Origin of the sequence: Methylorubrum populi (assembly GCF_002355515.1) — a bacterium.
In the GTDB taxonomy this organism is placed as follows: Bacteria; Pseudomonadota; Alphaproteobacteria; order Rhizobiales; family Beijerinckiaceae; genus Methylobacterium; species Methylobacterium populi_A.
In genome coordinates, this window is sequence record NZ_AP014809.1 from 4080728 (window position 1) to 4102878 (window position 22151).

Here is a 22151-nt window from a genome sequence, read left to right on the forward strand (position 1 = left end):
GGCAGCGCGCGGCGTTCCCGGCGCCGCGATGATCTGAGAGCCGCAGCGATCAAAGGCGCCGCACCGGCCGCGAGGGCTGCCCCGGCGGCCCATCAAGAGCACCGGAAACGCGGCCCGGCCTTCGCCGCCGAGCCTGATGGCTGCGACCGCCTCCGAGCGTTGCCCGGTCCCTGCGACATCGCTCCCGGGACACGGCGTCCGTCACCGGGGGTTCTTCAGTCTGACGATGCCGCATCGGGAGACCCCCGGTGCCGCGATCTCGAGGGGCGTAGGGCTCGCCCCTCCGCTCGGCGATCCGGCGGCCGGCACGCGGCGGAGCCGCCGTCTTGCGAAGGACCGGACATCGTCAGTCTACGATCGGCGCCGGCGGGTCCGCCCCGGCGCTGTCGCGGTGACGGGCGCGGTGAGGTGCGAGGCAATGTCCATGATGAAGTCCGTGCCCGGACACTCGGTCTGGTCCGACATCGCCGTCGGCCTGCTCGCCGGATGGGTGGCGACGCAGGTGACGAACCTCGCACAAGGCCCCCTGAGGCGCGCGACCCCCGAACGCGTCGATCGGCATGAAGAGAAGGTTCGACCCGGCGCATCCTCGTCGCTGGTCGCGGCCCGGAAGCTTGCCGAGATTCTCGACGTCCCTCCCTCGCAGGAGCGGGATGCGCGGTGGGGCAAGGCGATCCACCTCGCCGTCGGCATGGGCTGGGGACCGGTCTACGGTCTGCTGCGCCGATACGGGGGGCTACGGCCGTTCAGCGCGGCGTTGGCCAGCGGGTCCGCGATGTCCCTGATCCTGGACGAGGCCCTGGTGCCGGCCCTCGGCCTCAGTGCCCCCTGCCACCACTATCCGACCTTCACCCGTCTCCGCGGCGTCGTCGCCCATCTCGTCTACGGGGCGGCGGCAGCGATGGCGGCCGAGGGGCTGGGCCGCTCGCTCGGCTGCCCGCCCGGGAGCCGGGCCCGGTCCCAGCCGGCCGGTCGAGGCCCCCGCCGGTGACGGGCGGGACCCGCCACGACCACCGCCATGCGGCCGAGATCTGCCGGGAGAATGGCTGGGGCGTCGGGACGCGGCTGATCGGCGATGCCGGTTTCGGGCCGACGGTGATCCGCATCACCGCGCTCGGCACGCGGGTCATGCTCGCGCGCATGATCAGTCACAACGGCGTCGCGGTCGGCCACAACGACGAGCATGCCTGGAGCCTCGCCACGCGCGACTGGTGCCGCATCGGCGGGTGACGGTCGGCCCGCTCGGGCATACGCTCCCCCGCGCAGGGTCAGGCCCGCGGGGGCAGGCCATCGCGATCGTCTCACGAGACGCCCGGGTCGGCGACCGTATCCGTCTCGCGTCGGCGGCGCAGCGGGCGCTGTCGCGGGATCGACCTAGAAATAGTAGCCGATATTCATGATGAAGCGCGACTTCCAGCGGTTCTCGCCGCCCTGGGCGAGGCCGTTGTTGAACTCGCCGGCGCCGACATAGGGGTCGTTCCGGCCGATGGCGGCCTCGGTGTAGATGATGAGGTTCGGGTCGGCGGTCAGGGTCCAGGCCCCGCCGAGGGTGAAGCGCTCGCTCGCCTTGAAGCTCGCCTTGTCCTTGTAGAAGGCGCTGTAGCCGACGAAGGGCACCACGGTGAACGGGCCGATCGGATCGGGGACCTTGTAGGTCACCTCCGCCGAGACGAAGTTTCCGCGCGCGGCGAGATTGTACGAGAAGTCGAAGCCGCCCACCGTGACGAGATCGTTGCGGAAGGGGTTCTTCGGATCGATGTCCTGCCGCACGTAGATCGCCTTGAAGCCCCAAGGGCCGTAGGTGCCCAGCGCGTGCAGGCCTTCGAGCTGCTTGGTGCCGGTCTGGCGCGTGTCGAAATTGTAGATTTCCGAGTGCCAGATCGAGGCGCCGAAGGCGAGCGAGGCGGTGTCGTTCTTGAGGACGAAGTACTCCGCCCGGCCGATGAACATGTTCTGTTCGGCGTTGCTGGTCCCGTTCGTGACGTAGGGGTCGGCGCGGACGATGTTCGTCGAGTAGCGCGCGCTGTCGAGACTCATACCAATCCTCATTGATCAGAACCCATGTGTCCATTGGCGTAGTCCGATGGACATGATGCGCCAGGGCTGGTCGATGAGCTTGTTCCAGGCGTCGCAGCAGTGATCGAGGATATCGGCGTAGGATTTGAAGATCCGGTTGCCGAGCCAGTTGTCGCGAAGGAACTGCCACAGGTTCTCGACGGGGTTGAGTTCGGGACTACGCGCCGGCAGCGGCAGAAGGGTGATGTTGTCGGGGACCGGCAGCTTCTTGGTCGTGTGCCAGCCGGCCTGATCGAGGAGGAGCACGGCGTGGGCACCGGGAGCCACGGTCCCTGAGATCTCTTCGAGGTGGTGGGCCATCGCCTCGGTGGTGCAGCGGGGCATGACCAAACCCGCGCCGACGCCCCGGGCCGGGCAGATCGCCCCGAAGATGTAGGCCGACTGTGTGCGCTGATCCTTTGGGGCTGAGGGGCGTGTCCCGCGCTTGGCCCAGCGCCGGGTCAGCGTGTTCTTCTGGCCGACACGGGCCTCGTCGCAGAACCAGACCTCTATCGGCTTGCCGCCGACAGCTTGCGCGATCTCCGCCAGACGGTCGGGGAAGTCTTTTTAAAAATGGCCGCGGCCTCCGGGTCCTGGGCGTGATGGCGCGGACGGGCCGAGAGCTTGCGGTAGCCCATCGCCCGCAAGACCCGGCTCAGGGTCTGCTCGGAAACCGACACGCCGTGATCCTCGGACAGGATCTGGGCCAGATCGCAGAGCCGCCAGCGTACCACGCCGTGAGCGGCGGGAACCGGCCCCTGTTCGACCAGCGCCTTGAGGACGTCCCGCTGATCGGCGTTCAGGCGCGGACGGGCCCCAGGGGCCTTGCCGTCGATCAGCCCGTCCGGGCCATCGGCGTTGAAGGCCAGGACCCAGTCGCGCACCGTCTGCAGCCCGACCCCGCCGATCTCGGCCGCCTCCGAGCGCGAGCCGCCCGCCGAGATCACCGACAGCGCCAGCAAGCGGCGGGTCTGGGCCGGATCGCGTGAACCCTTGGCCAGGGCACGTAAGGATCCGGCATCGAAGTCCGACCGCAGCGGTACGGGAGCGGCCATCGCATCCTCCTCAGGCCCCAAACCCGAGGACAGAATCACGGCCGAGACAGCGGCGCTACCCGTCGTGAGTCGCGCTCAACGAGGTCTGGTATCAGCCCGAAGGCGTTCGGGTTGGCGCCGGGATAGAACCCGACCTGATAGTTGAAGTCCGGCTCGACGTGGGAGAACTTGACGCCGAAATTATAGACCTCTTCCAGCCCCATGGTGAAACCGAGCGTTTCGAGAAAGCTCGTCCCGAAATACGGGGTCAGGCCGAAGGGGGACTGGTTGAGTCCGAAGGTGAGACTGTCCTCGGGAGTAAACTTGTAGCCGACATAGGCCCACATCGGGAAGTGAACCTCGCCCGGATTGCCGCGATAGCCGTTGCGCGGCCCGTAGATCGAGCTGCCGCCGTAGAACCGGTACTGCGCCGAGCCGAAGATCGTGTCGGAATCGTAGGTGGCCTTGAGTGCGAGGGTGTCGAAGTCGAAGTTCTCCCGCGCCTTGCGGACGCCGCCGCGGCTGGCATCGTCGAAGCGCCAGTCGTAGCGGGCGCGGATGGCGCCGCCGAAGGTGAAGGTCCCTGAATCGGTCTTGCCCTTCGGGGAGGCCAGATCGAAATTGCCGAGGGGATCGGGGCTGTAGCGGGGATCGGGGACGGCGACCGGCTGCTCACGGTTGACCTGACTGGGCTCGGCATTGACCTCGACCGTGCCCTGATCCTGCGCCGTGGCCGTGGGCGGGCACAGCATCACCCCCGCGGCACAGGCCATCAGGGCCGCCGCCAAACCGTTCGCCGTCATGTCCCCCGACCCCTTCTCTTGACTTCCCGCCGCCTTCCGAGCCGTTTCCCACCAGTGTTATGTCGCGGCCGGCGCCGCTACTTCAGCCAGCCGTCGACTGTCGCGCGGTTCTGCGCGATCCACTTCGCGGCGGTGTCTTCCGGCTTGGCGCCCTTCTCCTCGTTCTCCGCCATCACGGCCTCTTCGTCCTTGATGGTGAGCTTGAACTTCTGCAGGACGCCGTAGACTTCAGGCATGTCTTCCTTGAGCCCCTTGCGGGCCAGCGTGTTCACGCTCTCGGCCTCACCGAAGCTCTTCTTGGGGTCGGCGAGGTATTTCAGGTCGTAGCGCGCGAACATCCAGTGCGGCGTCCAGGCCGTGACGACGACGTCCTTCTTCTGCCGGATGGCGTCTTTGAGAGCGCTGGTCATCGTGGCGTCGCTGCCGTCGAGCAGCTTGACCTTGAGGCCGTAGGCCTTGATCGCCGCTTCGGAGCTCTTCATCACGCCGGCACCCGGATCGATGCCGATCACCTTGCCGTCGACCTCGGACGCCTTGATCGCAAGATCCTCGATCGAGTTGAGCGGCGAATAGGCGGGCACGGCCCAGCCGATCCGGGCTCCCGTGACGTTCGGGCCGATCAGGTCGAGGCGGTTCTTGAGCTTCTCGTAATAGGCGCCCTGCGTGACGGGCAGCCAGGCCGCGACGCTCGCATCCGCATCACCCGTCGCCACCGCCTGCCACATCGCGGCGGCCGCGAGCGGGATCGTCTTCACCTGGTAGCCCTTCTCCTCCAGCGCGAGCTTGAGGATGTTGGTCGCCACCACGGCGTCGGCCCATTCCACGTATGCGAGTCGAACCTGCTTGCCCGCCGCCTCCGCCGGCGTCTGGATCAGGGCAAGGCAGGCCATCACCCCAAGCATCGGAGCGCGCATCGACGAGACCTTTCATGGAGATTGAGGGCGCACAGCGACCGAGAACTGAACCAGTTCGGTTCAGAACCCTGCCGCAAGTCAGCAAATTTGAATCAATTCAGCGTAGACTCGAAATTATTCTACATACTTTCAGCCCCGGCCGGAGAAACACGAGGGCATCGCTTCTCCGACCGAATTCGTGATCGTCAGGCCGCGCCGTGCGGGCGGGCGCGGGCCGCGAGCGCCTGGGTCGCCCGGTCGAGGATGACGGCCACAATCACGATGCCGATGCCCGCCTCGAACCCGGCGCCGGCCTCGAGGCGCTGGATCGATTGCCAGACCGCGCGGCCGAGGCCGCCGGCTCCGATCATGGCGGCGATGACCACCATCGAGAGGGCGAGCATCATGGTCTGGTTCACGCCGGCCATGATGGTCGGCAAGGCCAGCGGCAGCTGGACCTTGAACAGTTTCTGCGTCGCCGAGCCGCCGAAGGCATCCGAGGCCTCGACGAGTTCCGAGGGCACGTTGCGGATGCCGAGGGCCGTCAGCCGGATCACCGGCGGCACGGAGAACACGATGGTCGCGAAGCAGGCCGAGACCGCGCCGAGCCCGAAGAAGGGCAGGGCAGGGATCAGGTAGACGAAGCTCGGCAGCGTCTGCATCATGTCGAGCACCGGCGAGAACATCCGCCACGCCCGTCGGCTCAGCGCGAACCAGATCCCGACCGGGATGCCGATGACCAGCGCCGCCAGGGTCGCCAGGGTGACGAGCACCAGGGTCTCGACCGTTGCCTGCCAGAGCCGCAGGTTCCAGAGGAACAGCAGCCCCGCGAGGGTCAGCAGCCCGACCTTACGGCCGCCGATCTTGGCGGTGACGAGCGCGGCCGCCGCGATCGCCAGCCAGGGCGGCACCGCGACGAGGCCGGTGGTCAGCGTCTCGATCCAGTCGGAGACGGTGCGGCTGACCGCGCGCGTCAGCCAAGAGCCATGCTCGGTGAGCCAGTCGAGGGCGTCGTCGCTGAGCGTGTCGAGGGGAAATTTGGGGACGTTCCAGTCCATCGCTCCGCTCCTGCCGGCTTGGATTGTGACGAGAGGAGGCCGCCCTGCGACCCGTGCCCGCCCGGGCGCGAGGCCAGGGCCCGCACGACGTCCCGGCTCGTGATCGGGCCGATCAGGCGCCCGTCCGACGCGACGACCGCGACGGCCCCCTCGGTGGCGATCCGGCCCAGAACCGTCTCGAGGCGGGCGTCTGCCTCGACGATGCCGGGCTCCAGATCGAGCAGGCCGGTCAGCACGTCGCCGGGGCGGGCGGCGGCGACGCGGTCGGCGCGGACGCGGCCGACGAAACGGCCGTCGCGGTCGGCGACGAGCCACGCCTCGCCCCCGGCCTGCGCGGTCCGGACCCGTGCCTCGGCCACGGTCTGCGTCGGCGAGAGCACGGTCGCGGTGCGATCCGCGACGTGCTCGGCCCGCATCACGGCCGCAAGATCGATATGCTCCACGAAACGGCGGACGTACTCGGTCGCCGGGCGGGCCACGACCTCCTCGGGCTGGCCGATCTGCACCACCTCGCCATCCTTCATCAGGACGATGCGGCCGCCGAGCGCCACGGCCTCGTCGAGGTCGTGCGAGACGAAGACGATGGTCTTCTTGAGCTTGCGCTGCAATTCGCGCAGCTCCGCCTGCATGTCGCGTCGGATCAGCGGATCGAGGGCGCTGAAGGCTTCGTCCATCAGCAGGATGTCTGCATCCGCCGCCAGCGCCCGCGCCAGGCCCGCCCGCTGCTGCATGCCGCCGGACAGCTCGTGCGGATACTTGCTCTCCCAGCCTTTCAGGCCGACGAGTTCGATTGCCCGCATCGCGCAATCGGTGCGCTGCTTGGCCGGAACGTTCCTGATCTCGAGCCCGAAGCCGACATTCGACAGGATGGTGCGATTGGGAAGCAGCGCGAAGTGCTGAAACACCATGCCGAAGGTCTTTTGGCGGAACGCCAGCAGTTCCTTGCGGCCGAGCTTCGTCACATCGACGTCATCGACAAGAATCCGGCCGCAGGTCGGCTCGACGAGCCGGTTCATGCACCGCAGGAGCGTCGACTTGCCCGAGCCGGACAGACCCATGAGGATGAGGATCTCGCCCTCATGCACCTCGAAGGAGATGTTGCACAGGCCGACGACCGCACCGCAGGCCTCGGCGATGTCAGCCTTGCGCTTTCCTTGCGAAATCAGATCGACAGCTTCGACATGATTTGCGCCGAAGATCTTGCTGACGCTCTCTAAGGTGATGCGGCCCATGTGCTTCCGACCTCTTAGAGTCGCGCATTCCGCTCATCGCTGTCCGGCGCTGCGGCGGTGCATGGTTTGATCTATGATGGGAGGCTAGCGGCAGCGGGCCCGGGGGCTTGCACGGCTGCGACGCTTTTTGCCCGGAAGCCGACATAGGTGGAAGTTTAGCGTCAAAAATCGTTGCTGCACTGCAGTAATGCTATCAAATACGTCAGATTGAGACATTATTATGCATCGCCTGACTGGAAGTTAAACGCACTACAGCAAGCCGGCGGCGACCTTGCTCGCTGAACAGCCCTCGGTTCGGGGCAAGGATCGTCCGTTCGGGCGGCGGATGAGGAGGCTTCGCTTCTGCAGAAGAGCGATCGTCAGCCTTGCGAAGGAGCCTCCATTCCAAAGTCCGCAATCGCCCGCACGCGTTTGCACCCCGGGCTCGCCGGGATCAGAACGCGTCCCGGTGATGGAGCGGGGCAAGCGGGAGACGGGGGAAGGTCCGCGCGCCGGGGCCGCGCGACCGGCTCGCCCCCGGTAGGACGTGCGCGAGTCAAAATTTGGCATCGAATTCGGCAGTCATGCCGATTGCTTGGATGGAATTGCAGGGAACGCCGAACCCGGGCGCGCGGCTCAAGCCTCGATCTTGATCCAGATCCCTGCGGTCTGGGTCATTTTCAGACCAATAGACCGGGCGAGCGTGTCGAGAGCGACGATGGGCTCGAACAGATTGAAGACGCCCGTCACGCGTCGCTCCGTCACTTCGGGGCTGAGGCGGATGAACCCGGCATAGTAGGGGCGGATCAGCTCGACGATGTTCGCGACGGACTCATCGTCGAAGACAGCGAAACCGGTTGTCCAGGACGCTTCCGCATCGGAATCAATCTTGCTGCGAACGAAGCCGGCACCATCGTAGCTGAGACGTTCGTTCATGCGGAAGTTCAGCTGACGCCCGCCTCCCTGGAGGATGCCGCTGCCTTTCAGCCCGGAGACAGCCAAGCGCGCGTCGCGCCGGTCGAGAACGAAGGTGCCCGGCGACGCATCGAGGCGGATCGAGCCGAGATCAACCACGAAAGGGCGCGGGTCACGCTCGGACACGTTGAGCATCATCCGGCCGGCGACGAACTCGATACGCCGCTCGTTCGGCTGGAGCGAGACGTTGATCGACGAGCGCGGTGCCAGCACGACCTTGCTGCCGTCGGAGAGTTCAAACCGGTCGTGCTCCGCCGTGCGGGTATATCGATCGTTCAGCAGATCCTGGAGCGGGACGAAGCGCTGCAGCGAGGTCGTACCGACGCCGCCCGCTGCGACGAGGCCGACCAAGCCGCCCAGGACGGCCCTGCGATTGCGCTGCGCCATCTGCCCTCGGATCTGGGAGACGGTGCCGCGCGGAAGCCCCGAACGAGCCAAGACATCGAACGGCTGAAGGCCGCCCGATATGCGGTTCCAGGCTTCGGCATTGTTGGGCGTGGCATTGTGCCAGAGATCGAACTCACGCAGTTGGCGTTCGGTCATATGTCCGCCGCTCAGCGCGACCATCCACTTGATGGCCGCCCGACCGCTCTCATCGATCCGGGAATCGTTGATGTCGGCTTGCCGACGAGCCTTCGCCATTCCCTCAGCTTTCCAACCGCGTCAGATAGACGGCCGCAAATCCCTGGGTCATGTACTTGCTCACGGCACTGAGCGAGACGTTGAGTTCCTGGGCGATGTCCTTGTTCGACCTACCATCGATCTGACTCATGAGGAACGCCGTCCGGGCTCGCGGAGACAGTTTCGCAAGCACCGCATCGATCATCTGAAGCGCCTGAATGATGATGAGCCGTTCTTCCGGCGAAACGTCCAATGCCTCCGGAACGGCCAGGAGCGCATCCTCGTAGGCGTTCTGAAGCTTCTTGCGGCGACGCGCCTCGAAGATGATGCGCTTGGCGATCGTGGTCATCATGGCGCGCGGCTCGCGCACGCTCTCCACATGCGGAAGCGTCAGGAGCGACACGAAGACGTCCGAGACGATGTCTTCGGGGGCGTGAACGGTCCAGGGCTGACGCGCCAACCAGGATCCGAGCCAGGAGGAGTGCTCCCGGAACAGGGTCTCGATTAGCCTAGAGTTCCGACCGACAACAACGCTTGCCATTCATACCCCCGTGCTCGCATCTGCTTCGCGTTCAAGACAGAAGCAGGCAGATACTCTGCTCAACGCTTTCGCATGGACAATGCGTTTTGTAATTTATTCAAAAACCAAAGCAGCGTAGCTAGATTTTACGGTAAGTATAGAAGACAAAACCGTTAAATTTGTTTGGCTCTACAGATTTTTTGTTTTCTGCACGGCACAGCCAAAAAACATCATTCCACCACCCCTTCCTCGCCACTTCGCTTCGATGCGGCGCCAATCCACTATGCAGCCAACATGCCAACATATGATGGAAATGCGAGTCAATCCGTTGCCCGGCATAATTTTACCAGGCTTGTCAGCCCACGACCTTCGCGCGAGACCGTGCGGATGGCTTGGCTGTGCTGCGAATGCCTCACGATGCGCGCCCCCGAGCATCGGTCTTGCGATGACGAAGGCTCGGCCGACTTCGCGCCACTGGTGACTTCGACACGCCCATTGCCAGATGGTCGGCCCTAAGATCCCGAGCCGCGACCCGGCATCGCCCGCTCAGCATCATCGTCGTCGGTCGGCGGGACGCCGAGGACCGCCATCAGGGCTTAGCGGAGGCCGTAGGTGATTGCAGAGCCGACGCCCTGCGGATCACGCTTCACGACCGGCATGTGCAGCGTCGAGCGCATCCACTCTCCTGACGAGTGCATGAGCATGGTCGTGATCGGCGAGCATAAGTGTCTGCGGCTTATCGATGCCCGTGTACCCGCACTCCACGACCCAATTTAAGTCAACGCTCAGCACGTCGGCAATGCCGGCGCAGTAGTCCTGCTCCTCTGCAGCGTCCTTGGTGCCGAGCGCCCGCATCCACAGCAGGCAGGCGCGCTTCATCTGGCGGTGTTCAGCCGACTCCCTCGCCTCGCCATCCGGCCGCTGGATCATGGCCTCGGCGACATGTTCGGCCGGGATGCGGCAGAGACGCATCTTCACGCCGCCGTCCAGCATCGCTCCATGCAGGTAGTATGCACTGTGCCACGGGGAGCGCGGCCCGAACGGGCCTGGACGGCCTGTGAAGAGTTGCTGGAGCCGCCAGCCAAGCGGGCCAATCGCAGGAGCTTCGGTCATGCACCGGCCCTCACATTCGCGGGAGGGAACGAACCGAAACGCCCGCCGACGAATGTGCCGACTCTTGTGCCGGCGTCGTCCGACGTTTGTTCTTTTCTGTCCGAGAAGTACGAGCCGCTAAGTGCCGGTTCCCCTAGGGAAAGTTGGCTGGGGCGCCAGGATTCGAACCTGGGAATGGCGGTACCAAAAACCGCTGCCTTACCACTTGGCGACGCCCCATCGGCTCCAAGCCGCCGGTTCTCTAGACGGGCCGGGCAGAACTGGCAACCGGGTTGAAGGGATCCGCCGTCAACCCGCGCTGTTTTTGTCCTGAGGGTTTGGAGCCGGGCCGAGACTCTCTCAAGGCAAATCCCTCTGCTCCGGATTGGCGGGACGCCCTATGCTCCCGCCGAACGGGAGGAGCGTGATGGCGATGGATGATCGGGTGGCGGTGGTGACCGGGGCGGGGTCCGGCATCGGGCGGGCCGTCGCGCTCGGATTGGCGGGGGCCGGGTGGCGGCTGGTGCTGGCCGGACGGCGGGGGGATGCGCTGGAGCGGGTCGCGGCGGAGCTGCCGGGTGAGGCGCTGTGCGTGCCGACCGACGTGTCCGATCCGCGCGCCGTCGAGGCGCTGTTCGCCGCCGTTTGCGAGCGTTTCGGACGGCTCGATCTGCTGTTCAACAATGCCGGGATCTTCACGCCCGCCGCGACGGTGGACGAGGTCGCGATCGAGGATTGGCTCGCCAGCGTCAACGTCAATCTCACCGGCGCCTTCCTCTGCACCCGCGCCGCCTTCGGAATGATGCGCCGGCAGCAGCCGCGGGGCGGGCGCATCATCAACAACGGCTCGATCGCGGCCTACGCGCCGCGGCCGATGTCGGCGCCCTACGCGGCCACCAAGCACGCCATCACCGGGCTGACCCGGGCGACGGCGCTCGACGGACGGCCCTTCGACATCGCCTGCGGACAGATCGATGTCGGCAATGCCGAGACCGAGATGACGCGGAGCTTCGGACAGGGGGCGCGGCAGGCCGACGGTTCGATCCGGCCGGAACCGTACATGGACGCGGCGCATGTCGCCGAGGCCGTCGTCTACATGGCCGGGCTGCCGCTCTCGGCCAACGTGCTGTTCATGACCGTGATGGCCACGGGCATGCCGTTTGTCGGGCGAGGGTAGGGGAGCGGCTTTGCGTCGGCCGCGCGGAACGCGTAGAGAGCGGATCACCGCCCGGCCCCCTTTGAGACGAGCGGCCGCCCGCAACGGGGCGGCCGGTGCCCGCCATGCTGATGCAGACCGATCCCAAGCCCGCCGACCCGAAAGCCGACCCGGTCGCGCGGCGGCGCACCTTCGCGATCATCTCGCACCCGGACGCCGGCAAGACCACGCTGACGGAAAAACTCCTGCTGTTCGGCGGCGCGATCCAGCTCGCGGGCGAGGTCAAGGCCAAGCGCAACCGCGTCTCCACCCGCTCCGACTGGATGGGCATCGAGAAGGAGCGCGGCATCTCGGTCGTCACCTCGGTGATGACCTTCGAGTACGGCGACTGCGTCTTCAACCTGCTCGACACGCCGGGCCACGAGGACTTTTCCGAGGACACCTACCGCACGCTGACGGCGGTCGACTCGGCCGTGATGGTCATCGACGCCGCCAAGGGCATCGAGGCCAGAACGCGTAAACTGTTCGAGGTGTGCCGGCTGCGGGACATCCCGATCGTCACCTTCGTGAACAAGCTCGACCGCGAGGCGCGCGACCCGTTCGAGACGCTCGACGAGATCGAGAAGACGCTCGCCCTCGACGTGGCGCCGATCACCTGGCCGATCGGGCTCGGGCGCAACTTCGCCGGCACCTACGAACTCGGCGGCAACCGGGTGCGCCGGCTCGACGCGGCGGACGATGCCGGCACGATCCCCGTCTCGGGCTTTGCCGATCCGCTCTTCGACGAGCTGCTGACCGAGAACGGCGCGGCCGATGCGTGGCGCGAGGAGGTGGAACTGGCTGAGGGCGGGCTCAAGACCTTCGATCTCGCCGCCTTCCGCGAGGGGCACCTCACGCCGGTCTTCTTCGGCTCGGCGCTGCGGAATTTCGGGGTGCGCGACCTCATCGACGGGCTCGCCCGCTTCGCCCCGCCCCCGCGCGGCCAGGAGGCGGACAAGCGCGCGGTGGAGCCGACCGAGCCGAAGATGACGGGCTTCGTGTTCAAGATCCAGGCGAACATGGATCCCAACCACCGCGACCGCATCGCCTTCATGCGGGTCTGCTCAGGGATGCTCCGGCGCGGCATGAAGGCCAAGCTCGTGCGCACCGGCAAGCCGATGTCGCTCTCGGCGCCGCAATTCTTCTTCGCCCAGGACCGGGCGATCGCCGACGAGGCGTATGCCGGCGACGTGGTCGGCATCCCCAACCACGGGACGCTGCGCATCGGCGACACGCTTACCGAGGGCGAGGAGATCGTCTTCCGCGGCGTGCCGAGCTTCGCCCCCGAGATCATGCGGCGGATCAAACTCACCGATGCGATGAAGGCCAAGAAGCTGAAAGAGGCCCTCCAGCAGATGGGCGAGGAGGGCGTGGTGCAGGTCTTCATCCCGCAGGACGGCTCGCCCGCCCTCGTCGGCGTCGTCGGCGCGCTCCAGCTCGACGTGCTGAAGGAGCGGCTCCAGGCCGAGTACGGCCTGCCGATCGACTTCGAGACGAGCCGGTTCTCGGTCTGCCGCTGGATCGAGTCGGAGTCGGACGCCGAGATCGACAAATTCGTCAACGCCCACGGCTCGGCGATGGCGAGCGACCTCGATGGCGCGCCGGTCTTCATGGCCACCACCGCCTTCTCGCTGCGCTACGAGGAGGAGCGCTGGGAGAAGATCCGGTTCACGGACGTGAAGGACTACCAGAAGCGGGCGGCGTGAGCCGACCGGCCGAAGCCTCGGGCGGCCGTTCGCGGCCTTCCCCGAAGCGCCGGCGGCTCAGTCGTAGTCGAGATCGAGCGAGCGCTCGAAGGCGATGGCGCTCATCTCGCGTCCCTTCGGATCAGCGACGGAGATGTTGCGAAAGCCGCGTCCGGCGAGTTCCCAGGTCTTTTCGAGCGCCTGCTCGTCCGTGCCGCAGGCGAAAGCCAGGGTGCGGCCGGAGGGATCCGTTCCCGTCACCTTGTACATGGCCGTCCTCCTGTCCGAGCCTTGAGATAGGCTCGGTGCCGTGGGGGAGTAGGGGGCAGGTGGAGCGGGGCTTCGTGCGCCGGCTCAGCCGAGCAGCGTCGCCTTGTCCACGTCGAGCGCCTGGGCCAGATCGTCGAGCACCCGGTGCTCGCTCTCCGTGATGCCGCCCTTGTCGGCCACATCCGCCGCGATCAGGAAGACGTGCTGGCGCTGCTCCAGGGGGCGGTCGGCGATGGCCGCGACGTGCTGGCTGTTCTCCAGGCGCCCGGCGCGCAACTCCGCGCGGGCGAGCGCCTCGAACAGCGCTTGCTCGAGGGAGAGCGTGTCGTAGGATTTCTGGAGGATGGGGTTGGCCCGCATGCTGACGAGGGCCGCCTCGATCTCCTCCTCGTCGGTATCGCCGTCGGCCACGATCACGTTGGCCGCAGCGGAGACCGCCGCGTGCATGAACGCGGCATCGCCCGCGTAGGACATCACCACCCGGTTGAAACGGATGAGGGCATCTTGAAAAAACCCCATCTTGCACTCCCCCAGGCGCACGGCGCCGCGCCGTGATGGTTCCAACGCGGGCCGCGAACCGTCAAGATGGCAAGCTTGACGGATGCCTCACAGTTCCGCCGAGCGCCGCGACAGTTCCGCCCGCAGGTGGCGCGCCGCCTCGACCAGGGCGGCGTCCCGGCGCTGGCGCGGGCGGGGCGGGGTAATGGTGACGTCCGCCGCGATCCGGCCGGGGCTGCCGGCCAGCACTACGACCCGGTCGGCGAGGTAGACCGCCTCGTCGATGTCGTGGGTGACGAACAGCACCGTCTTGCCCGTCTGCGCCTTGATGCGCTGAATCTCGTCCTGAAGCCCCTCGCGGGTGAAGCTGTCGAGGGCCGAGAACGGCTCGTCCATCAACAGCACCTCGGGCTCGACCGCGAGCGCGCGGGCGATGGCGATGCGCTGGCGCTGCCCGCCGGAGAGCTGGTGCGGCCAGCGGCCGGCGAGGTCGGACAGCCCGACGAGCTTGAGCATCGCCGCCGCCCGCTCCCGCCGCTCGGACCGGGAAAGGCCGTGCCGCTCCAGGCCGAAGGCGACGTTGTCGATCACCCGCCGCCAGGGCAGCAGCCGCGCATCCTGGAACACCAGCGCCATCGGCGTGCGGGTTCTCTCGGGGTCGGTGCCGAGATGGACCGTGCCGGTGCTGGGCTTGGCCAGATCGATCAGCACGCGCAGGAGGGTCGATTTCCCGACGCCGGACTCGCCGACGATGACGAGGAACTGCCCGCGCGGCACCGCGAGATCGAGGGCGGAGAGGATTTCCGTGCGACGCCCGTCGCGCTCGTAGGCGAGGCTCAGGCCCCGGATGTCGATGATCGGCGCTTGCGTCGAATCCGTTGAATTCATCGCCGGACTCATGCGCGCCACCGCAGCAGCCAGCCCTGCAGGGCGACGAAGCCGGTATCGAACAGGCCGTACAGCCCGGCCATGGTGAGCATGTAGACCACGACGATGTCGGTGGAGAGGAGCGAGGAGGCCTGCATCATCCGCGCGCCAATGCCGGGCACCCCGAAGATCTCGGCGGCGACCACCGCCATCCAGGCCTGGCCGAGCGCCGTGCGCAGGCCGACGAGGATGCCGGGAGTGGCCGCCGGCAGCAGGATCTTGGTGAGCCGCGCGAACGGCCCGCGAAAGCCGAAGGCCTGAGCCACCTCGATCAGGTCGCGATCGACCCCGCGCACCGCGCCTTGGGTCGCAAAGAACACGATCCAGAACACGCCGATGGCGATGATGAACACGGCCGCCGAGGGCTGGACGCCGAACCAGATGATCGCGAACGGCACCCAGGCGAGGCCGGGAATGGGGCGCAGCAGCCGCACGATCCAGGCGGTCAGGCTCTCGAACCAGCGGAACATGCCGGAGAGGAGACCCAGCGCAATGCCGGCACCGGCGCCGACGCCGAGCCCGACCACGTAGTGGCTCAGGCTCTCGGCGACCGCGCGCAGCCACGCGCCGCTCGCGATCTCCCGCGCGAACGCCGTCGGGAGGGAGGAGGGCGGCGGAAGGAAGGCCGGGTTGACGAGGTCGAGCCGGGGCGCCGCCTCCCACAGGGCGAGGAAGGCGGCGAGCCCGACGGCCGCCAGGGCGACCGAGCGGAACGAAGTCATGGCGTCAGGGTCGTGAGGAGGATCAGGGCTTCTTGACCGCGTCGAACGGCTTGGCGTCGAACAGGCCGTCGGTCGGCGCCTCCTTGTCGAGGGTGCCGATTGAGACCTGATAGGCCTGCATCTGCTTCGTCGCCTCGATGATCGTGCGCGGGTCGGCGACGAACTTCGCCGCCGGCGAGGAGAGCGCCTTCTGGATCGTGGCGACATCCGTGATGCCCTTGCCCAGCGCCGCCTCGACCGGCGGGGCGGCCCGGGCCGGGTCCTTCTTCAGCAGGTCGGTCGCCTTCACGAGCGCCGAGACGAGGCCTTCCACCGCCTTCGGGTTGGCGTCGGCGAACTTGCCGTAGACGGCGACCACGGTGCCCGGCTGATCGGGGAACATCTCACCGCCGGTGGCGATCAGCGTGATCTTCGGGTTGCGGGCCTGGACGATGGTGAGCGCCGGCTCGCGGATCGAGGCGCCGTCGACGGCACCGGCGAGCAGCGCCTGCTGGGTGGCGTCGATGCCCATGGCGACGATCTCGACATCGGCCTTGTCGGCCTTCGCCACCTGCCAGAGCCAGTGCTGGAGGGTGGTGTTCGGCACCGAGCCCGGCGGCTGCGTCGCGAGCCGGGCGGGGCGGCCCTCCTTGGCCTTGAACTGCTTGAAGGCCTCGGCCTTGCTCGGGGCGGAGGCGAAGTAGGGCGCGAGCTTGGGCGCGGCCACGAACACCATCTCCTCGATGGCGGTGGCGGCCACGACCCGCACGTCGATGCCCTTGGTGCGGGCGACGGCGAGCGGCGCGATGCCGGCGACGTAGACGTCGATGGTGCCCGAGGCCAGGGCCTGGATCATGTTCGGCCCCGACTCGAAGGTGGTGAAGGCCGGCGCCAGCCCGGCCTCCTTCAGCCAGCCCTCGCCGTTGGCGACGAAGACGGGCGCGGCGCCGATCACCGGGATCACGCCGATGCGCACGGGCACGGTCTGGGCGGCGAGCGGGGCGGCCAGCGGGACGGGAAGGGCGAGAAGCCCCGCGATCAGGGCGAAGGCCTTGAACAGATTGCGCATCGATACGGATTCCAGGGAGCCGGTCGGCGTTCCCCATGGCACAGCAGGCGCGATCTTCCAAACGCGCTTCCCGATACGCTTCGATCGCGCGTCCGCCCTGTCGCCGGCCGCGGCGGACCGGGGTGACGGCCGTCCGAGCGGCGACGCTTTGCCGGCCTGTGACGGAACGGCCCGTTCCTCCTGCCGTTTATCCAGCCGAAAGCGGCATCCGCGCCGTGGGACAGACGATAGGATACCTTACGCCATGAGCCTCATCGGCAGCATCGTCAGCAAGATCCTCCACCCGTTCGGCTCGTCGGAGGCGCAGGCCGCCGAGGCCGGCACGTCGTCCTCCAAGCCGTCCGAGAGCCAGGCCCAACCATCCTCCGGCGGCGGGAGCGCCCCGGCCTCCACCGCCACGAGCGGCGGCACGACCTCGGGCGGATCGGTCGATGTCGAGGCCGTGCTCAACGACCTCGCCGCGAAGAACCCGCAGAAGCTGAACTGGCGCACCTCGATCGTCGACCTGATGAAGCTGCTCGACCTCGATTCGAGCCTGCACGCCCGCCAGCAGCTCGCGGACGAGCTGCACTACACCGGCGACAAGAACGATTCGGCCTCGATGAACGTCTGGCTGCACAAGCAGGTTATCAAGAAGCTCGAGGAGAACGGCGGCAAGGTGCCCGCCGACCTCAAGGACTGAGCCCTTCGCGGCGGCGACAATCCGCAGGCGAGGACGTGAAATGGAGAGAGGGGCGGCAGGGATCCTGCCGCCCCTCTCTTTGCCATCACCGCATGCTGTCGATCGTCAGGCAGCCCAGCCGCTCTCGGCGTCCCACGCGCACTGCTCGCTCAGGGCACCGGCGAACACCGCGTCGAGGCGCTGCCGCTCCGCCTCGACGGACGGACCATCGACCGCGACCGGGCGGCAGCGGGCGTTCCAGCCCGCGGGCACGAAGTCCGGATTGTGAAGGGCGTGGTCGGAGGCTTCCGAGAAGAAGGCGCGGTCGCCACCATCGATGTAGCTCTCCGCCGGCAGGCCCTCGGCCAGCAGGATGTCGTGGCCGTCGAGTTCGACGTGCCAGTAGGTGACGCTCGTCACCGGCTCGCGGGTGATGGTGGTGCCGTTGATCAGGCACATGACGGGCACGAGCACGCCACCCTCGTTGCCGGCATCGGCCCCGACCAGCACCGGGTGGCCGGGCGAGAGGCTGAGGTCGCGCGTCGGCAGGCCGCCGCCGAAGGCGCCCGCGCGGACGCGCACCGGCTGCTGATGGAACGGGAGAGCCGCCCCCGCAGCCTTCATCGCGCGGTGGCCGATCCAGGTGATCGGACGAAGTCCGCCGGAGGCGGTCACAGCGATGTCGCCGACTTGGAGATCCTCGACGGCCACGTCGCCGCGGCTCGTGCGGATCAGGGTTCCGGTGGTGAAGCAGACCGGCGCATAGGCGCCCAGCGTTCGGTTGCCATCGTCCGCGAAGGTGGTCCGGTTCGGATCTCCGCTGCCGAACAGCTGCGTGTTGGAGAACACGAAGCGGTTCGTGCCCCCCGCCAGGCTGCCCGGCACGCTGCCGCCGGTGAACAGGATCATGTTGGAATTGTCGAGCGCCGTCGCGGTCAGCGTCTGCGAGGTGGGCGTCGTGCTGCCGGGCAGCGTGTAGGTCAACGTGACCGGGTCGCCGGCATTGGTCACCGTCCCGTTCACGGTCACAGGGAAGCTGTAGACGTCGTCGATCCGGAAGCTGCCGCTGGCCGGCACACCGCCGTCATCGGTTCCGAAGAAACCCGGCTGATACACCGTATTGTTGAAAGTAATCGCCATTGCCTGAGCCCTCCCGAAATCGAGGTGATGACATTTTTAGAGAAGTGCCTGACCACCTCGAATTCGGCACGACTCTGATAGGGACGCGAGGACAGGATTGGTGCCGCACAAGCGGCTCCATTCAGACCATCTCTCCCAAGAAGTAGGCTGCCGGGGCGGCCGAAAAGGCCGATCAGCAAAATAAGGGGTAATTACAATTCGGGCACAGAGAAAGTGGATAAATGCTGCCTTTCGCTGAAATTCGCGTGTCCTACGCTTCGATAGATTTGAAAACGCTCGATGTGATTGTTGCGCAACATGCCAAATTTCCCCATCCCCTCCAGGATTTCTTGGCAAGACATCAGGTCAGGCTCAGTTTTCGCCGAAAAGCGCCCGACAGGATGGTCCTTGGGGACTGAAGGGGCGTCGGCTCGGTATGGCTCGCCCCCCTGCTTCCGAAAGATCTCTGGCGCGAGATCGCCCTGCTTCTGCCGCCTCGGCCCCGCCCGAACGGCGACAGCCGCGCCGCAGCCCCGATGGACGCCACACCGACAAGGCCTATGACGCCAAGGCGCGCCGACAGGAGTGCCGGGCGCGCGGGATGGTGTCACGCATCACCCGCAACGACATCGAAAGCAGTGAGAGGCTCGGACGCGACCGCTGGGTGATTGAACGGACTTACGCTCGGTTCAACCGCTTCCGCCCTCTACCCATCCGCAACGAGCGACGGGCCGACATCGACAAAGCTTTCACCAGCCGCATCCCCCAACCGGACTGACCGATTCTGTTGGATACTCTCAGCCCGAGACCGTCCGCCGGCCCATCTCACGATCGGACGGCAAAACTCGCCATGGATGCATTCCATATCGGGCCATATCGGGGGCAGACAACGAGCACGACTTCCCGACGGGAAGGTCGCGCTCCCCCGCAACTCGGCGTTTCCGCGTTCTCAGAATTTGCGGACGAGCGGCTCCACCGGCGCCGGCACGACATCGGCGTCGAAGACGTAGCGGACGCCGCCGTAGATCGAGAGCGGCTGCGCGAGGGTCGTGGTGCGCGGATCGTTGACCGGGTAGCGTCCGGCGACCAGACCGGGCTCGAAGAAGGTGCCGAAGGTGGTGTACCGGTTGTTGGTCAGGTTGGTGATCAGACCGAACACTTCGAGGTTCTTGTTGACTTGGTAGCTCGTGTTCAGATTGAGCACGTAATAGGCCGGAAGCTTGCGGTTCAGGTTCGAGTCGTCGCCGCGGTAGAAGGACGAAGAGAAAGCCTGGACGTTCAGCCCGAGGCGCCAGCCCGGCAGGAGCAGGTAGTCGAAGCCGGCCTTGATCTGATGCTCGGGCACCAGCGGCACCTTCTTGCCCGGCGTGACGAAGATCGCGCCATCGTCGGAGAGCGGGTTGTTGGGCGAAGACAGGGTGCCGTTGAACCGGTAGGTGGCGTCGATCAAAGCGTAGTTCGCGTAGAGCGAGAGATCGCCGCGCGTGTACTCCGCCGCGACCTCGATCCCCTGTCGCCGCGTCGCCGGAACGTTGACGTAGTAGCCGCGGGCCGCGTTGCCGGGCGTGGCGAGCTGGATGATGTCGTTGGTCAGGTCGGTGCGGAAGGCGCCGAGCTTGTAGCTGAGCAGGCCGCCCTCGTAGACGTTCGGCACGAGGCCGCGCACGCCCACCTCGTAGGTCTGCGCCGTGACCTGCTTGAGCGGCGGGTCGGCCACGAGCGAGTTCGGCAGGAGGCAGGGCCGGTCGGGATTGGCGCAGGCGAGCTCGAGCGGCGTCGGCGCCCGGTTCGATTCCGAGTACCCGCCATAGAGCGACAGCTCGGGGGTGAAGCGATAGGTCAGGCCCGCGACCGGGTTCACCTTGGTGAAGTAGTGGGTGCCCGTCACGTCCGGCGAGAAGCCGGTCAGGTCCTGCGTGGAGATGCGGGCGAAGTTCAGGCGCGCGCCGGCGGTCAGCGAGAGCTGATCGGTGACGTCGAAGGTGTCGCTGGCATAAAGGCCCATGTAGAGGTTCGAGCCGATCACCTGGCTCGGGGCGATGCCGAGCGCGCCGGCCGTGCGGATCTGCTGCGTGCCGAGGCCCGGGATGGTTCCGTAGAAGGGGTTGTTCGGGTCGGTCGTGACCGAGAGGTCGGGATTGATGACCCCCAGCGTGCTCGACGATTTGAAGCTGTAATCGGCGACATCGATGCTGCCGCCGACGACGAAGCTGTTGCCGTGGTCGAGGACGCGGTCGCGGTTGGCCGCCTGAAGCGAGCCGCCGTAGCCCGTCGCCTCGGTCTTGGTCACATCCAGGGTGCCGTAGGGCACGCCCCCCGTGAACGGGATGCCCGGCGCGTTGAGCCCGCGCCCGAGGATCAGGAACTGATCGCGGAAGGCGAGTTGCGACTGTCCGGCCGAGGGGGAGAAGCCATCATCCTCGAAGCAGAGCCGGCCGCGGAAGCTGGACCGGGTGCTGCAGTTCTCGAAATTCCCGTCGTTGCCGTCGACGTACTGGTTGCTGAAGCGGCGGAAATAGGCATTCCCGGCCAGATCCCAACTCGGCGAGACATCGACGCGCCCGGTCATCTGGAGCGTGCCGACCTGCTGCGTCGTGGTCTGCGGGTAGGTGAAGATGGCCCGATCGTCGACACGGGTGAAATCGACCGGCGCCGCCGCCGCGGCCCCGAAGAAGGTCCGCGCGAATTGACCGATCAGGTGGAACTCGGAATCCTGTGAGCGATAGCCGATATCGGTGTAGATGCGGCCGATCGTGCTCGGGGATTCGAAGCGCCACCCGCGATCGTTGAGGCCGTCACCGGCGAAATAGAAGCTCCACGGGCCGACCATCTTGCCGTACTGGAGCGAGCCGGCGATCCGCCCGTCGGAGCCGCCGAGCGCGCTGATCTCGGTGCCCTGCCACGTGAAGCCGTTCTTCATCTGGATGTTGACCGCGCCGCCCAGCGCGTTCAGGCCGAAGATCGGGTTGCCGGTCACGACGTCGATGCGCTGGATCGCGACCGGCGGGATCAGGTCGAAATTGACGACGTCGCCGAACGCCTCGTTGATGCGCACGCCGTTCTGGTAGACGGCGAGCCCCTGCGGCACGCCCTGGACCGGCGAGGCGGTGAAACCGCGATAGGTGATGTCGACGCGACCCGCGCTGCCCTGCGAGTCGCTCAGGTTCAAGCCGGGGACCCGGCGGGCCAGGGTCGCGACCGCGTTGAAGGTGCCCCGGTCGACGTCGAGATCGGCCGCCGTGACCGTCTCGACGGTGCTGGGGATCTTGAAGAGCGGTTGGTCGCCGCCCCGCAGGCGTGGTGCCGCGACACCGGACGGCACCGCACCGAAGGACGGCGCGCCCCGACGTGCACCGGAGCCGGCCGCGCCGACGGGCGTGGTCGCAACGACGCTGATTTCATCCAGACTCACGGCCTCCTGCGCGAACGCGCTGCCAGGCAGAAGGGCGACCGAGGCAACGAGGCCGCTGCGAAGCGCTCGCATCGAATGTCCAGACCCGCGTTCGAGTTTCTTGCTGCCGCCGAAGGGCAGGGCCCCAATCCTGTGCGCAATCGAGAAGACCGGCACAACGGTTCTCATGGCGCTTTAATCCGGGAGACACCGGAAGAATGATTCATTTCAAAACGCCGTGGCCCGCGGGCAACAAATTGCATTTGCCCCCAACGCTTTGTCAGCAAATTCGGCAATTCTGACCGGGTATTTTCGGCAAACCTGTTCGGCCATCCCGATAGGCCCTCGCCAAACAGCCCGATCCTCCGGGCGG

At 66.9% G+C, this 22151-nt stretch carries 19 protein-coding genes, 1 tRNA gene and 3 pseudogenes; 6 read left to right on the forward strand and 17 right to left on the reverse strand.

What is annotated here, in order from left to right; genetic code table 11:
* Positions 1–424 precede the first annotated feature (424 nt).
* Positions 425–991 (forward strand): hypothetical protein, encoded by a 567-nt coding sequence (locus MPPM_RS18825; protein ID WP_244573344.1) that lies wholly within the window; start codon positions 425–427, stop codon positions 989–991.
* Positions 988–1230, forward strand: a complete 243-nt coding sequence (locus tag MPPM_RS18830; RefSeq protein WP_096486374.1) for a DUF7241 domain-containing protein — start codon at positions 988–990, stop codon at positions 1228–1230. Before MPPM_RS18825 ends, MPPM_RS18830 begins: the two co-directional genes overlap by 4 nt.
* A gap of 144 nt (positions 1231–1374) precedes the next feature.
* Here MPPM_RS18830 and MPPM_RS18835 read toward each other — a convergent pair.
* The 10 genes and pseudogenes from MPPM_RS18835 to MPPM_RS18880 all read right to left on the reverse strand — a co-directional run.
* A pseudogene (locus MPPM_RS18835) lies at positions 1375–2040 on the reverse strand (hypothetical protein); the annotation flags it as partial.
* A gap of 12 nt (positions 2041–2052) precedes the next feature.
* Positions 2053–3110 (reverse strand): IS630 family transposase gene (locus MPPM_RS18840; RefSeq protein ID WP_173807913.1). Its coding sequence is split into 2 segments (ribosomal slippage): positions 2053–2618 and positions 2618–3110, totalling 1059 coding nucleotides; the frame shifts between segments, so codons are not numbered across the junction.
* Positions 3111–3193: 83 nt separating this feature from the next.
* Positions 3194–3892 (reverse strand): annotated as a pseudogene (locus MPPM_RS18845) (hypothetical protein); the annotation flags it as partial.
* Positions 3893–3969: 77 nt separating this feature from the next.
* The gene (locus MPPM_RS18850) at positions 3970–4806 is read right to left on the reverse strand and encodes a glycine betaine ABC transporter substrate-binding protein (RefSeq protein ID WP_096486375.1); all 837 of its coding nucleotides are present in this window, start codon (positions 4804–4806) and stop codon (positions 3970–3972) included.
* Between the two features lie 185 nt (positions 4807–4991).
* Positions 4992–5843: an ABC transporter permease gene (locus MPPM_RS18855; protein ID WP_096486376.1), complete on the reverse strand. Its 852-nt coding sequence runs from the start codon at positions 5841–5843 to the stop codon at positions 4992–4994.
* Entirely contained in the window at positions 5759–7075 is a 1317-nt protein-coding gene (locus tag MPPM_RS18860) for a quaternary amine ABC transporter ATP-binding protein (RefSeq protein WP_096486377.1), read from the reverse strand. The genes MPPM_RS18855 and MPPM_RS18860 overlap by 85 nt, the downstream gene beginning before the upstream one ends.
* 615 nt (positions 7076–7690) lie before the next feature.
* Positions 7691–8671 (reverse strand): FecR family protein, encoded by a 981-nt coding sequence (locus tag MPPM_RS18865; protein ID WP_096486378.1) that lies wholly within the window; start codon positions 8669–8671, stop codon positions 7691–7693.
* A gap of 4 nt (positions 8672–8675) precedes the next feature.
* The gene (locus tag MPPM_RS18870) at positions 8676–9191 is read right to left on the reverse strand and encodes a sigma-70 family RNA polymerase sigma factor (protein WP_096486379.1); all 516 of its coding nucleotides are present in this window, start codon (positions 9189–9191) and stop codon (positions 8676–8678) included.
* 618 nt (positions 9192–9809) lie between these two features.
* Positions 9810–10283, reverse strand: coding sequence for a hypothetical protein (locus MPPM_RS18875; RefSeq protein WP_157914202.1), 474 nt, complete (start codon positions 10281–10283; stop codon positions 9810–9812).
* Positions 10284–10427: 144 nt separating this feature from the next.
* A tRNA-Gln gene (locus tag MPPM_RS18880) sits at positions 10428–10502 on the reverse strand.
* 187 nt (positions 10503–10689) lie between these two features.
* Between MPPM_RS18880 and MPPM_RS18885 the strand changes: the two genes are divergently transcribed.
* Both MPPM_RS18885 and MPPM_RS18890 read left to right on the forward strand, forming a co-directional pair.
* On the forward strand, positions 10690–11439 hold the full coding sequence (locus tag MPPM_RS18885; RefSeq protein WP_096486381.1) for an SDR family oxidoreductase: 750 nt from the start codon (positions 10690–10692) through the stop codon (positions 11437–11439).
* Positions 11440–11543: 104 nt separating this feature from the next.
* A complete protein-coding gene (locus MPPM_RS18890) occupies positions 11544–13163 on the forward strand; it encodes a peptide chain release factor 3 (RefSeq protein WP_096486382.1) in 1620 nt (539 codons plus the stop codon).
* A 57-nt stretch (positions 13164–13220) separates the two neighbouring features.
* Here the strand turns inward: MPPM_RS18890 and MPPM_RS18895 are convergent, their stop codons facing one another.
* The 5 genes from MPPM_RS18895 to MPPM_RS18915 all read right to left on the reverse strand — a co-directional run bounded on the left by MPPM_RS18895 (position 13221) and on the right by MPPM_RS18915 (position 16607).
* The gene (locus tag MPPM_RS18895) at positions 13221–13412 is read right to left on the reverse strand and encodes a hypothetical protein (protein WP_017484606.1); all 192 of its coding nucleotides are present in this window, start codon (positions 13410–13412) and stop codon (positions 13221–13223) included.
* An 84-nt stretch (positions 13413–13496) separates the two neighbouring features.
* Complete coding sequence (locus MPPM_RS18900) at positions 13497–13931, reverse strand: tellurite resistance TerB family protein (RefSeq protein ID WP_096486383.1); 435 nt, start codon at positions 13929–13931, stop codon at positions 13497–13499.
* Positions 13932–14018: 87 nt separating this feature from the next.
* Positions 14019–14798: an ABC transporter ATP-binding protein gene (locus MPPM_RS18905; protein WP_096487922.1), complete on the reverse strand. Its 780-nt coding sequence runs from the start codon at positions 14796–14798 to the stop codon at positions 14019–14021.
* 8 nt (positions 14799–14806) lie between these two features.
* Entirely contained in the window at positions 14807–15559 is a 753-nt protein-coding gene (locus MPPM_RS18910) for an ABC transporter permease (RefSeq protein ID WP_096486384.1), read from the reverse strand.
* 22 nt (positions 15560–15581) lie between these two features.
* Positions 15582–16607 (reverse strand): ABC transporter substrate-binding protein, encoded by a 1026-nt coding sequence (locus MPPM_RS18915; RefSeq protein WP_096486385.1) that lies wholly within the window; start codon positions 16605–16607, stop codon positions 15582–15584.
* Between the two features lie 244 nt (positions 16608–16851).
* Here MPPM_RS18915 and MPPM_RS18920 point away from each other — a divergent pair, with 244 nt between their 5' ends.
* Positions 16852–17289 carry a DUF3597 domain-containing protein gene (locus tag MPPM_RS18920; protein WP_096486386.1) on the forward strand — a complete coding sequence of 146 codons (438 nt, stop codon included), beginning with the start codon at positions 16852–16854 and terminating at the stop codon, positions 17287–17289.
* A gap of 105 nt (positions 17290–17394) precedes the next feature.
* Here MPPM_RS18920 and MPPM_RS18925 read toward each other — a convergent pair whose 3' ends face one another.
* Positions 17395–18408, reverse strand: coding sequence for a Hint domain-containing protein (locus MPPM_RS18925; RefSeq protein WP_096486387.1), 1014 nt, complete (start codon positions 18406–18408; stop codon positions 17395–17397).
* 490 nt (positions 18409–18898) lie between these two features.
* On the opposite strand from MPPM_RS18925, the pseudogene MPPM_RS18930 reads away from it, so the two are divergent.
* Positions 18899–19165 (forward strand): annotated as a pseudogene (locus MPPM_RS18930) (IS5/IS1182 family transposase); the annotation flags it as partial.
* A gap of 171 nt (positions 19166–19336) precedes the next feature.
* Here the strand turns inward: MPPM_RS18930 and MPPM_RS18935 are convergent.
* Positions 19337–21871: a TonB-dependent receptor gene (locus MPPM_RS18935; RefSeq protein WP_096486388.1), complete on the reverse strand. Its 2535-nt coding sequence runs from the start codon at positions 21869–21871 to the stop codon at positions 19337–19339.
* Positions 21872–22151: the final 280 nt, after the last annotated feature.